The sequence below is a fragment of the Paraburkholderia diazotrophica genome (genome assembly GCF_900108945.1).
GTDB classification, from domain to species: domain Bacteria; phylum Pseudomonadota; class Gammaproteobacteria; order Burkholderiales; family Burkholderiaceae; genus Paraburkholderia; species Paraburkholderia diazotrophica.
Genome location: NZ_FNYE01000017.1, coordinates 35,146 through 47,317, shown reverse-complemented (window position 1 = coordinate 47,317; position 12,172 = coordinate 35,146). Strand labels below are relative to the sequence as shown.

10 protein-coding genes are annotated in these 12,172 nt (G+C 63.2%); 8 read left to right on the top strand and 2 right to left on the bottom strand.

All coding sequences use genetic code 11. From position 1 onward, the window contains the following. Positions 1-39: 39 nt before the first annotated feature. Positions 40-537: a hypothetical protein gene (locus BMW76_RS21440; protein WP_090868696.1), complete on the bottom strand. Its 498-nt coding sequence runs from the start codon at positions 535-537 to the stop codon at positions 40-42. A gap of 274 nt (positions 538-811) precedes the next feature. After that, complete coding sequence (locus BMW76_RS21435; RefSeq protein ID WP_090868694.1) at positions 812-1,768, bottom strand: LysR substrate-binding domain-containing protein; 957 nt, start codon at positions 1,766-1,768, stop codon at positions 812-814. A gap of 118 nt (positions 1,769-1,886) precedes the next feature. On the opposite strand from BMW76_RS21435, the gene BMW76_RS21430 reads away from it, so the two are divergent. The 8 genes from BMW76_RS21430 to BMW76_RS21395 all read left to right on the top strand — a co-directional run bounded on the left by BMW76_RS21430 (position 1,887) and on the right by BMW76_RS21395 (position 12,113). Then, complete coding sequence (locus tag BMW76_RS21430; protein ID WP_090868692.1) at positions 1,887-3,638, top strand: IlvD/Edd family dehydratase; 1,752 nt, start codon at positions 1,887-1,889, stop codon at positions 3,636-3,638. A 24-nt stretch (positions 3,639-3,662) separates the two neighbouring features. Continuing rightward, positions 3,663-5,246 carry an aldehyde dehydrogenase (NADP(+)) gene (locus tag BMW76_RS21425; protein ID WP_090868862.1) on the top strand — a complete coding sequence of 528 codons (1,584 nt, stop codon included), beginning with the start codon at positions 3,663-3,665 and terminating at the stop codon, positions 5,244-5,246. 108 nt (positions 5,247-5,354) lie between these two features. Further along, complete coding sequence (locus BMW76_RS21420) at positions 5,355-6,284, top strand: dihydrodipicolinate synthase family protein (protein ID WP_090868690.1); 930 nt, start codon at positions 5,355-5,357, stop codon at positions 6,282-6,284. Between the two features lie 5 nt (positions 6,285-6,289). Continuing rightward, complete coding sequence (locus BMW76_RS21415; RefSeq protein ID WP_090868688.1) at positions 6,290-7,219, top strand: Gfo/Idh/MocA family protein; 930 nt, start codon at positions 6,290-6,292, stop codon at positions 7,217-7,219. A 48-nt stretch (positions 7,220-7,267) separates the two neighbouring features. Then, positions 7,268-8,272 (top strand): arabinose ABC transporter substrate-binding protein, encoded by a 1,005-nt coding sequence (locus BMW76_RS21410; protein WP_090868686.1) that lies wholly within the window; start codon positions 7,268-7,270, stop codon positions 8,270-8,272. 42 nt (positions 8,273-8,314) lie between these two features. Beyond that, positions 8,315-9,865 (top strand): L-arabinose ABC transporter ATP-binding protein AraG, encoded by a 1,551-nt coding sequence (araG, locus tag BMW76_RS21405; RefSeq protein ID WP_090868684.1) that lies wholly within the window; start codon positions 8,315-8,317, stop codon positions 9,863-9,865. Positions 9,866-9,930: 65 nt separating this feature from the next. Continuing rightward, entirely contained in the window at positions 9,931-10,941 is a 1,011-nt protein-coding gene (araH, locus tag BMW76_RS21400; protein WP_090868682.1) for an L-arabinose ABC transporter permease AraH, read from the top strand. A gap of 203 nt (positions 10,942-11,144) precedes the next feature. Continuing rightward, positions 11,145-12,113: an ABC transporter substrate-binding protein gene (locus BMW76_RS21395; protein WP_090868680.1), complete on the top strand. Its 969-nt coding sequence runs from the start codon at positions 11,145-11,147 to the stop codon at positions 12,111-12,113. The last annotated feature ends 59 nt before the right edge of the window (positions 12,114-12,172 follow it).

The following is a 12,172-nucleotide window of genomic DNA, read 5'->3' as shown; positions in this document are numbered from 1 at the left end:
GATGCGCTCGCGCATGGCGTATCGACGGCGCAAGAACGTTCAGCGCGCAATGCGCAGGCGCAACTCGTTCTGGCTTCGCACGCTGGCCGTGACGCTCACGCGCCGATCGGCGGTCTTCACGATGAAGTGCTGACGCGTCGGCGTATTGATGTCGTGCACGGCGTTGGGAAAACACGCGGCCATGTCCGCACCGATTTCTTCGAGCGGATCGTTGACGAAGCCGTCCGCTTCCCAATGCGCGCGCCAGTGGCAATCATATGAGTGCGCGTTGGCACGGCAGTCGTCGATGGAGTCGACGCCTGGTAGCTTTGCATCCCGTTCGCCGTCCAGTTTCTTGAAGTCAGCGGACGATACGATGTGCGACAGCGCAGGGCAAATGTCGACGGGCTCCTCGCGTGTGACGGGCGTCATCTGCGCGGCATGTGCAGCCGTCGCGAACAGCAGCGCAGCGGCGCCCATCAGCGTGGCGTCACGACGGGACTGCGCAACGCGAAAGGATAAACGGGACAGCAGGGAAAGGCGGCGGTCGATTGACATGGCAGATATTTCCAGTGACGTTGAACATGCGTCGCGGGCCACGTCGGGGAGCGCGTGGCCCACGATTCAATCGTCGCTGGAATGGGCTGCGCACAAAGCATCGAACAGCGCACGCGTTCCGGAAGTGCTTTCGAACTGTTCGCGGTTCTTTCCGGATGTTGCCTTGAACGGCGATCGATGCGCCCACAAGCGGAGATCGCGCGCCTGGTCGTGAACCCTGCGTCCAGTCGGCCTCTGCGCGCGAGCCGGGTGTGCGTGCATCAATGGCACCTGTTCAGGCACTGTAGGGCAGGTCATACGTCTCGCGGCTCGCTGCGCGCAGCGCGTCGATCATCAGAGCCGCAGCGGGGGACAGCAGTTTTTCACCGTGAGTGATGAGCCCGAAGTCGTCCATCCTGCACTCCATCGGGAGAGGCAGAATCTCCACCATGCCGTGCGCCGCGTAGTAGCGCGCCACGTCTTCCGCGAGCACGGCGATCATGTCGCTTTTTTCCAGCACACGCGTGACGAAGAGCAAAGCCGCCGTCTCGACGACGTTCGACGGCGGTGGGAGGCTTGCACGCTGAAACATCAGCTCGAAACGGTGTCGTAGCACACTGCCCGCTGGCGGCACGATCCACGCGCTGCGCTGGACGTCGGCCAGCTCGACTGGCGTACCCGTCAACAGCGGATGACCGCTGCGAACCACGGCGCGCACGGGTTCTCCCGCGAGCGCCTCGTAGCGCAGCTGAAGCTTGTCGTGCTCCGCCGACAGCCGCCCGATTACGATGTCGAGCTTGTCTTGCCCCAGCCGCTCGAGCAGCACATTGCTGGTGTCTATTTCAACCGAGATGCGGATGTTCGCGTGCATGCGCTTGACAGCCGCGACGGCTGCCGGAAGAACCCGCACGCCCGGCGACGTGATCGCGCCGACTGCCACATGACCGAGGCGTCCTGCCTTGAGAGCGGCGAGTTCATCCTGGGCCTGTTCGAGACTGCCCAGTACGACACGTGCATGCCGGACCAGCGCATCGCCATAGAGCGTTGGCCGTACACCGCGCGGCATGCGTTCGAACAGAACGGCCCCGACCATCTCTTCGAGTTCACGCAGCAGTTTCGACGCGGCTGGCTGCGTCATGTTCAGCGCCGCCGCGGCGCGATGAATGTTGCCTTCCTCTGCAAGCGCGACGACCAGCAGCAATTGCCGTGTTTTCAGGCGCGTGCGCACGTACCAAGGGTTCGTATCCAGCATGGACTAAGTATTAATACCGATATATGAATTGATATGGGAAACGTCCAACTTTTCATTAGTAGGTTATCAATTTTATTCATACACTGCACGCAAATCTGGCCTACCTAAAAGACGGACGATGTCGGCAACCAAACCCAAATTGCGGTCACAACAGTGGTTCGGCACCACTGACAAGAACGGCTTCATGTATCGAAGCTGGATGAAAAACCAGGGCATTCCCGATCACGAATTCGACGGCCGGCCGATCATCGGCATCTGCAACACGTGGTCGGAACTTACGCCCTGCAATGCGCATTTCCGCAAGCTCGCCGAGCACGTCAAGCGCGGCATCTATGAAGCGGGCGGTTTCCCTGTCGAGTTTCCGGTTTTCTCGAACGGCGAATCGAACCTGCGCCCTTCAGCGATGCTCACGCGCAATCTCGCGTCGATGGACGTGGAAGAAGCGATCCGCGGCAATCCCATCGATGCTGTCGTGCTGCTGTGCGGCTGTGACAAGACCACGCCCGCGCTGCTGATGGGCGCGGCGAGCGTCGATGTGCCCGCGATCGTCGTGACGGGCGGTCCGATGCTCAATGGCAAGCTCGAAGGCAAGGACATCGGCTCGGGTACGGCAGTGTGGCAACTGCACGAATCGCTCAAGGCGGGTGAGATCGATCTGCACCATTTCCTGTCGGCGGAAGCGGGCATGTCCCGCTCGGCGGGTACGTGCAACACGATGGGCACGGCTTCGACGATGGCCTGCATGGCCGAGTCGCTCGGCGTATCGCTGCCGCACAACGCGGCGATTCCGGCTGTGGACGCGCGCCGCTACGTGCTCGCGCACATGTCGGGCATCCGTATCGTGCAAATGGCGCTCGAAGATCTGAAGCTCTCGAAGATCCTCACGCGCGAGGCATTCGAGAACGCGATCCGCACGAATGCGGCGATCGGCGGCTCGACCAATGCCGTGATCCATCTGAAGGCGATCGCGGGACGCATCGGCGTGCCGCTCGAACTCGAAGACTGGATGCGCATCGGCCGCAACACGCCGACCATCGTCGATCTGCAGCCGTCGGGCCGTTTCCTGATGGAGGAGTTCTATTACGCAGGCGGTCTGCCGGCCGTACTGCGGCGCCTGGGCGAAGCGAACCTGCTGCCGCATCCCGGCGCGCTGACCGTCAACGGCAAGTCGATCTGGGACAACGTACGCGAGGCGCCCAACTACAACGACGAGGTGATTCGTCCGCTGGACAGACCGCTCATCGCGGACGGCGGCATCTGCATCCTGCGCGGCAATCTTGCTCCGCGCGGCGCCGTGCTCAAACCGTCGGCGGCTACACCGGAGCTGCTCAAGCATCGCGGCCGTGCCGTGGTGTTCGAAAACTTCGATCACTACAAGGCAACGATCGGAGACGAATCGCTCGACGTCGACAAGGACTCGATCCTCGTGATGAAGAACTGCGGACCGCGAGGCTATCCGGGCATGGCCGAGGTCGGCAACATGGGCTTGCCGCCGAAGCTGCTGCGCCAGGGCGTCAAGGACATGGTGCGTATCTCCGACGCGCGCATGAGCGGCACCGCATATGGCACGGTGGTGCTGCACGTCGCGCCGGAAGCGGCGGCGGGTGGTCCGCTTGCCGCTGTGCGCGACGGCGACTGGATCGAACTCGATTGCGAGGCGGGGCGCCTGCATCTCGACATCAGCGACGAAGAACTGAAACGCCGTCTCTCCGACATCGATCCGGCCGCTGCACCGGGCGTTGCCGAACAGATGGGCAAGGGCGGTTACGCGCGCCTCTATGTCGATCACGTGCTGCAGGCCGACGAAGGCTGCGACCTCGATTTCCTCGTTGGAAAACGTGGCGCTGCCGTGCCGCGCCATTCGCACTGACGCGCATCAAGGCAGATCATGACGATTCAACTCACGGGTGAGCTGCTGATCGCGGGCCGCGCCAGGCGCGGCGAAGGCGCGCTCTTCCAGGCGCTCGATGCGGCCACGGGCGAACCCATTGCGCAACCCGTATTCCACAGCGCGTTGAGCACCGACGTCGACGAAGCCTGCGAGCTTGCCGACGAAGCGTTCGACGTCTATCGCGCGTTGCACGCCGAAAAGCGCGCGCAATTCCTCGACGATTGCGCGGCGCGTATCGAAGCACTCGGCGATCGACTCATCGAGCGCGCGATGGCAGAAAGCGGTCTGCCGCGCGCGCGTCTCGAAGGCGAACGCGCGCGCACGGCGAACCAGTTGCGCATGTTCGCAGCACTCGTGCGCAGCGGCGATGCACTCGATGCGCGCATCGAACCCGCATTGCCTGACCGTCAGCCGCCGCGCACCGATCTGCGCTTCTGGCGCATCGGCGTCGGTCCTGTGGCGGTATTCGGCGCGAGCAATTTTCCGCTGGCGTTTTCGGTTGCGGGCGGCGATACGGCTTCGGCACTCGCGGCCGGTTGCCCCGTCGTCGTGAAGGCCCATCCCGCGCATCCGGGCACATCGGAGCTCGTGGGCCGCGCAATCCAGGAAGCAGTCGCGGCAGCCGGTTTGCCTGCGGGCGTGTTTTCGCTGCTGTTCGACGCGGGCCACGAAGTGGGCAGCGCGCTGGTCCAGCATCCGGCAATCCGCGCGGTGGGATTCACGGGCTCGCGGGCAGGCGGTCTTGCATTGATGAAGCTCGCAGCGGCGCGCGCCGAGCCGATTCCCGTTTATGCCGAAATGAGCAGCGTGAATCCAAACGTGCTGCTGCCCGGCGCGCTTGCCGCGCGCGGCGAGACGCTGGCGCGCGAGTTCGCCGCATCGGCGACGCTGGGCTGTGGCCAGTTCTGCACCAATCCCGGCCTGATGCTCGGGCTTTCGGGCAACGAGTTCGACGCTTTCGCTGCCGACGCCGCGCGGGAATTCAGCGGTGCGAGCGCTGGCGTGATGCTGACGCCGGGCATTCTGCGCAACTACGAACGCGGCATCGAACGGTTGATACGACACCCGCACGTGACAACGCTCGCACGCGGTAGCGCAGCGCCCGGCCGTGCACGAGCGGCACTGTTGCGCGTGAGCGCACAGGACCTGCTCGCGGACCCGACGCTCGGCGAAGAAGTTTTTGGACCCAGCAGCGTGCTCGTGGAATGTGCCGATGCGCTCGAGTTGCGCGCAGTGCTTCGCAAGATCGAAGGTCAGCTGACGATCACGCTGCACGCAGAATCCGCCGACGGCGAACTCGTGCGCTCGCTGCTGCCGCTCATCGAGCGCAAGGCGGGCCGTGTGCTTGCGAACGGTTTTCCGACGGGCGTCGAAGTCTGCGACGCGATGGTTCACGGTGGCCCGTTTCCGGCCACCTCGGATGGCCGCAGCACCTCGGTGGGCACGGCGGCCATCGAGCGCTTCCTGCGCCCGGTCTGCTACCAGAATCTCGCCGATGACCTGCTGCCCGACGCACTGCGCGACGCCAATCCGCTCAACTTGCGCCGGCGCTATGCGGGCAAACCGGAAACGCAGCGCACGCCTTAAAGCGCGGACCAGGAAGATCCGCGGGTGCCAGTGCGCGTCGCGAATCGTGAACGTGGTGAGAGCGCCGATCGCGCGGGGCAACGAAATATTTGAAGCAGGACTGACAACATGAATATGAGCCGTACGCCCCGTTACCGGGGCATCTTCCCCGTCGTGCCGACCACTTTCACGGAAACGGGCGAACTCGATCTGGCCAGCCAGAAGCGCGCTGTCGATTTCATGATCGACGCGGGCTCGGACGGCCTGTGCATTCTCGCGAACTTCTCGGAGCAGTTTTCGCTGTCGGACGACGAACGCGAAGTCATCACGCGCACCGTGCTCGAACACGTCGCGGGCCGCGTGCCCGTGATCGTCACCACCACGCATTACGGCACCAACGTGGCGGCCGCGCGCAGCCGGCGCGCGCAGGAGCAGGGCGCGGCCATGGTCATGCTGATGCCGCCGTATCACGGTGCGACTTTCCGTGTGCCCGAGTCGCAGATCTACGAGTTCTACGCGCGCGTGTCCGACGCCATCGACATTCCGATCATGATCCAGGACGCGCCCGCGAGCGGCACCGTGCTTTCGGCGGCGCTGCTTGCACGCATGGCGCGCGAGATCGAGGAGGTCTCGTACTTCAAGATCGAAACGCCGGGCGCGGCAAACAAGCTGCGCGAGCTGATCCGGCTCGGTGGCGATGCAGTGGAAGGACCGTGGGACGGCGAGGAAGGCATCACGCTGCTCGCTGACCTGAACGCGGGCGCGACGGGCTCGATGACGGGCGGCGGTTTTCCGGACGGCATTCGCCCGATCATCGAGGCGCATCGCGAAGGCCGCATCGACGACGCCTTCAACCTTTATCAGAAGTGGCTGCCCCTGATCAATCACGAGAACCGCCAGGCGGGTCTGCTCGCCTGCAAGTCGTTGATGAAAGAAGGCGGCGTGATTGCGTGCGAACTGCCGCGCCATCCGCTGCCCGCGATGCATCCGGACACGCGCGCCGAACTGATCGACATCGCGCGTCGTCTGAATCCGCTTGTATTGCAGTGGGGCAAATAAAAAGCATGAACGCACCCTACAGATTAGGCATCGTCGGCGTGGGCAAGATCGCGCGCGACCAACATCTGCCGGCGATCGCAGGCAACGCGGGGTTTGCGCTCGTCGCGGCCGCGAGCCGAAATGCGCATCTGGAAAACGCGCGCAACTACACGCATCTCGGCGCAATGCTCGACGCCGAACCCGACCTCGATGCCGTCACACTGTGTGCGCCGCCGCAGGTCCGCTATGAACAGGCGCGCGCCGCGCTCGAAGCGGGCAAGCACGTGATGCTGGAAAAGCCGCCGGGCGCGAGCGTGAGCGAGGTCATCGCGCTTTCTGAATTTGCGCGCAAGCAAAACCGGACACTGTTCGCCACCTGGCATTCCCGCTGTGCCAGCGCTGTCGAGCCCGCGCGCAGCTGGCTCGCCGAACGGACGATCCGCGCGGTGCATGTGCGCTGGAAGGAGGACGTGCGGCGCTGGCATCCGGGGCAGCAATGGATCTGGGAACCGGGCGGCCTCGGCGTGTTCGATCCAGGCATCAACGCGCTGTCGATCGTGACGCGCATCCTGCCGCATGAAGTCCTTCTGCGCGGCGCAACGCTGCATGTGCCGGCCGATTGCGCGACGCCCATCGCTGCGGAACTCGACTGCATCGACGCAGATGGCGCGCCCGTGCGCGTCGAATTCGACTGGCGTCATGGCCCTGTCGAGCAATGGCAGATCGATGTCGAAACGACGGATGGCCTGCTTTCGATCAGCGAAGGCGGCAAGCGCCTCGCAATCGCGGGTGTTCCTGTCGAGCTCGAACCAGAGCGCGAGTACGCGGCGCTCTATGAACGCTTTCACTGGCTCATCGCGCACGGCACCGACGACGTGGACGTGCGACCGTTGCGCCTCGTCGCCGATGCATTCCTGCTTGGCAAGCAGATTGAAGTTGAGGCCTTCGGCCGCTAGACGCTTTATCGACCCTTAGCAACGACCATATCAGAGGAGACTAGAAACATGACCAGCAAAATCCGCCGTTTCACGCTTCGTGCGATGTTTGCGGCAATGTGCATTGCGCCGCTCGGCATGAACATGGCGGCGCACGCCGATTCGCCGACCAAGATCGGCTTTCTCGTCAAGATGCCTGAGCAGGCGTGGTTTATCAACGAGCAGAAGGCCGCTACGGCGCTCGGCCAGAAAGAGAACTTCTCGGTCGTCAACATCGGCACGCCCGACGGCGAGAAGGTGCTCGCCGCGATCGACAATCTCGGCGCGCAAGGGGCACAGGGCTTCGTGATCTGCGCGCCCGACGTGCGTCTCGGACCGGCTATCCGGGCCCGCGCAAAGCGTTACAGCATGAAGTTCGTCACCGTCGATGACCAGTTGGTCGACTCGTCGGGCAAGCCGCTCGGGGACGTCCCGCACCTCGGCATGTCCGCGTTCAAGATCGGCAATCAGGTCGGCCAGGCGATCTCCGATGAAATGAAGAAGCGCGGCTGGAAGCCGGAAGAAGTGGGTGCGATCCGCATCACCGACTACGAACTGCCGACTGCGAAGCTGCGCACGGATGGCGCGACGCAGACGCTGCTCGCGAACGGTTTCAAGAAGGACAACATCTTCGACGCGCCGCAAAAGACCACTGACGACGAAGGCGGCTTCAATGCGGCATCGCCCGTGTTGTCCAAGCATCCGAACATCAAGAAGTGGGTGGTTTTCGCGCTGAACGAGGAAAGCGTGCTGGGTGGCGTGCGTGCGACCGAGCAACTGCACATCCCTTCAGCGGACGTGATTGGCGTCGGCATCAATGGCGCGGGTGAGGCGTTCGCCGAGTTCCAGAAAAAGGAACCAACGGGCTTCTTCGGCACGATCGCTGTCAGCTCGACGAACCACGGCAAGCAAAGCGCACAGAACCTCATCGACTGGATTCGCGGCGGCAAAGAACCGGCCGCGGACACCCAGACCACCGGCAAGCTGATGACGCGCGAGAACTGGCAGGCCGTGCGCACGGAACTGGGTATCTGACGATCGCGTCGAGCGTAAAGGCGAAAGAAGAGCAGGGATGCAATGACTGAAACCATGACTTGTGCGGACGCGACGGAAGCGGCGAACGCTGAAGCTCAACAGGGCAAGCGCGCCTATCTGGAACTTAACGGGATCACCGTGAGCTTTCCGGGTGTGCGCGCGCTCGACAGGGTGTCGCTGGAAGTGCGCGCGGGTGAAGTGCACGGCCTGATGGGAGAGAACGGCGCGGGTAAATCCACGCTGCTCAAGGTACTGTCGGGTGTGAATCAGCCGCAGGAAGGCACGTTGCGTCTGAACGGCGTCGAACACAGGTTCGCGACGACGAAGGCCGCGATCGAGGCCGGCATCGCAATCATCTATCAGGAACTGCATCTCGTGCCCGAGCTGACGGTCGCTGAAAACCTGATGCTCGGACAACTCCCCAATCGTCTTGGCGTGCTCGACGAGCGTGCGCTCGTCGAGCGTGCGATGGATGAGCTCAAACGTCTCGGCGAGCGCATCGATCCACGCACGCCCGTCAAGAACCTCTCGATCGGCCAGCGCCAGATGATCGAGATCGGCAAGGCGCTGATGCGCGACGCGCGCGTGATCGCCTTCGACGAACCCACGAGTTCGCTCTCGGCGCGCGAAACCGAGAACCTCTTTCGCATCATCAACGCGCTGCGTGCAGAAGGCCGCGCGATCGTCTACGTCACACACCGCATGGACGAGGTGGATGAGCTGTGCGATCGCGTCACGGTGTTTCGCGATGGCAAGCGCATCGAGACCTTCGAATCCGTGGCCGAACTCGACCGCAACCGGCTGATCGCCGCGATGGTGGGCCGTTCGATTTCGGATGTCTACGGCTATCGTCCGCGAGAGGCCGGCGATGTCTTGCTCGAAGCGAAAGGACTGCTAGGGCCGGGACTTGCCGAACCGATCTCGTTCACGGCACGGCGCGGCGAGATCGTCGGTTTCTTCGGGCTCGTGGGCGCGGGCCGCTCGGAGCTGATGAAGCTGATCTATGGGGCGACACGCGCCAGTGCGGGGCACGTCGAGCTCGACGGCAAGCGCGTGAACTTCGCGAGCCCGCGCGATGCCGTGCGCGCCGGCATCGCGCTGTGTCCCGAGGACCGCAAGCAGGAAGGCATCGTCGCAATCGCCTCGGTGGCGGACAACCTGAATATCAGCGCGCGCCGTCACTTCAGTCCCGCGAGATTCCTGCTCGATCCGAAACGCGAGCGCGAACTGGCGCAGGACTACATCCAGAAGCTCGCGATCAAGACGCGCAACGGCGAAACAGCGATCGGCACGCTCTCGGGCGGCAACCAGCAGAAGGTCATCCTCTCGCGCTGGCTCGCCGAACGCATTGAAGTGTTTCTGATGGACGAACCCACGCGCGGTATCGATGTCGGCGCGCGTGCCGAGATCTACAACCTGCTGTACGAGCTGGCCGAGGCGGGGCGCACGGTAGTGATGGTGTCGAGCGATCTCGCCGAAGTGATCGGCGTAGCAGACCGCATCATCGTCATGCGCGAAGGGCGCATGGCAGGCTGCGTGCCGAAGGCCCAGGCATCGCCTGATGAACTGATCAGAATGGCGCTGCCGCACTGAAGCAACTGATTTGCCGTGCGCGCTCGCAGCACTGCAGCGCTCACGATTCGAATGATGAACCAGAGATGAGTCAAGCCATGCAATCACAGGGCACTTCCGCCGCCAACCAGTCCGCTGCGCCTGTCACGCCTTCGCGCGCACGCGCATGGGACACGATCAACAGGTCGGGCATCGTCGTGGTATTCGTGGTGCTGTTTGCGGTGCTTTCCGCAACGGTGCCGGACTTCCTCACGTCCCGCAACATCCAGGGCCTTCTGCTCTCGGTTACGCTGATCGGCTCGATCGCGGTCACGATGATGTTCGTGCTCGCGCTGGGCGAGGTCGATCTTTCCGTTGCTTCGATCGTCGCGTTTTCGGGTGTTGTCGCGTCGACCGTGATTACGCAGTCGCATAGCGTGCTGCTCGGTGTCGCTGCGGGCGTGTTGGCGGGCGGAGCCGTAGGGCTCGTCAACGGCGTGCTGATCGCCCGCTTCAAGATCAACTCGCTGATCGCCACGCTTGCGATGATGGAAGCCGTGCGCGGCCTCGCGTTCCTGACTTCGAACGGCGATGCCGTGATGATTTCCGAGGAGAGCTTCTTCGATCTCGGCGGCGGCTCTTTCCTCGGAATCTCGTTTCCGATCTGGAGCAACATCATCGGCTTTGCCGTTTTCGGCTTTCTGCTCAAGAAGACCGTGTTCGGCAAGAACGTACTCGCGGTCGGCGGGAACAGCGAAGCGGCGTTGCTGGCGGGCCTGCCCGTCACGCGCATCAAGGTCGCAGTGTTCGTCCTGCAAGGTCTCGTGACAGGCTTTGCCGGCGTCATGCTCGCATCGCGGATGAGCCTCGGGGACCCGAAGACTTCCGTGGGCCTCGAACTCGGCGTGATCTCCGCATGTGTGCTGGGCGGCGTGTCGCTCACGGGCGGCGTGGCGACGATTTCGGGCGTGCTGGTCGGCGTGCTGATCATGGGCGCGGTCCAGGACGCGATGAGCCTCATGAACGTGCCCACTTTCTATCAATACCTGATTCGCGGCGGCATTCTGCTGCTCGCGGTGTTGTTCGACCAGTTCCGCCGCAGCAAGCGGGCGGTTTGACTTTAACCGGGCCCGCGCGGCGAAGATTCCGGATCAGCATGCGCGGGCACTTGTAATCAGTAATCCGTAAAGGAGGACACGAGCGAAGTAGGGCCTCGCAGACGCGCTCTGACCGCGCAGATGGTCGTTATGCCACGTCGAGACGTCGGCCCGTATCAAGCGGGAAGGCAGTACTAACAGATTTAGTACATAGGAGACAGAACATGAGACTCATCAGCAGGCTTGCGTTCGCCGCGTTCGTCAGTACGGCACTGACATTTGCGGCGGGTACCAGCGCATCGGCTCAGGAAAAGCAGATTACGCTCGGGTTTTCACAGGTCGGCGCAGAAAGCGCGTGGCGCACGGCCAATACCGTGTCGGTGAAAAGCGCTGCAAAGGATGCGGGGATCAACCTGAAGTTCTCCGATGCCCAACAGAAACAGGAAAACCAGATCAGGGCAATCCGTTCGTTCATCGCGCAAAAGGTGAATGTCATTGCGTTCTCGCCCGTCGTGGAATCCGGCTGGGAGCCGGTGCTGAACGAAGCTAAGGCGGCGCACATTCCGGTGATCCTCACCGATCGTGCCGTCGACGTGAAAGATACTTCGCTCTATGTGACTATGATTGGCTCTGACTTTCTGGAGGAAGGACGGCGAGCCGGCCGGTGGCTCGAAGAACGTTACAAGAACGAGCCGGGCCCCATCAACATTGCAGAGTTGCAAGGCACAGTCGGATCGGCGCCCGCCAACGATCGCCACGCGGGCCTGATGGAAGTGGTCAAGAAGGACCCGAAGTTCAAGATCATTGCTTCGCAAAGCGGCGACTTTACGCTCGCTGGCGGCAAGCAGGTCATGGAAGCGTTCGCCAAGTCATATGGCAAGCAGATCAACGTCGTGTACGCACATAACGACGACATGGCGCTCGGCGCGATCCAGGCCATGGAGGAAGCGGGCATCAAGCCGGGCAAGGACGTGACCGTCGTATCGTTCGACGCAACCAAAGGCGGCTTCGAGGCGATGATCGCCGGCAAGATCAACGTGGACGTCGAATGCAGCCCGCTTCTCGGACCACAGCTGATGTCGGCCGTGAAGGACGTCGTCGCAGGCAAGCAGGTGCCCAAGCGCATCGTGACGAATGAGACGGTATTCCCGATGAACGTCGCGGCGCAGACTCTTCCGAGCCGCAAGTACTGACGGACGCCCGAAGCTGACGGCTTTCGCAACGCGGTCCGGTGCTGCCATCCGGACCGCTG

Bases quoted from the DNA above. Each gene is read 5' to 3' on its own strand.
- BMW76_RS21440 (WP_090868696.1), bottom strand. From the start codon at position 537: ATGTCAATCGACCGCCGCCTTTCCCTGCTGTCCCGTTTATCCTTTCGC.
- BMW76_RS21435 (WP_090868694.1), bottom strand. From the start codon at position 1,768: ATGCTGGATACGAACCCTTGGTACGTGCGCACGCGCCTGAAAACACGG.
- BMW76_RS21430 (WP_090868692.1), top strand. From the start codon at position 1,887: ATGTCGGCAACCAAACCCAAATTGCGGTCACAACAGTGGTTCGGCACC.
- BMW76_RS21420 (WP_090868690.1), top strand. From the start codon at position 5,355: ATGAATATGAGCCGTACGCCCCGTTACCGGGGCATCTTCCCCGTCGTG.
- BMW76_RS21415 (WP_090868688.1), top strand. From the start codon at position 6,290: ATGAACGCACCCTACAGATTAGGCATCGTCGGCGTGGGCAAGATCGCG.
- BMW76_RS21410 (WP_090868686.1), top strand. From the start codon at position 7,268: ATGACCAGCAAAATCCGCCGTTTCACGCTTCGTGCGATGTTTGCGGCA.
- araG (WP_090868684.1), top strand. From the start codon at position 8,315: ATGACTGAAACCATGACTTGTGCGGACGCGACGGAAGCGGCGAACGCT.
- araH (WP_090868682.1), top strand. From the start codon at position 9,931: ATGAGTCAAGCCATGCAATCACAGGGCACTTCCGCCGCCAACCAGTCC.
- BMW76_RS21395 (WP_090868680.1), top strand. From the start codon at position 11,145: ATGAGACTCATCAGCAGGCTTGCGTTCGCCGCGTTCGTCAGTACGGCA.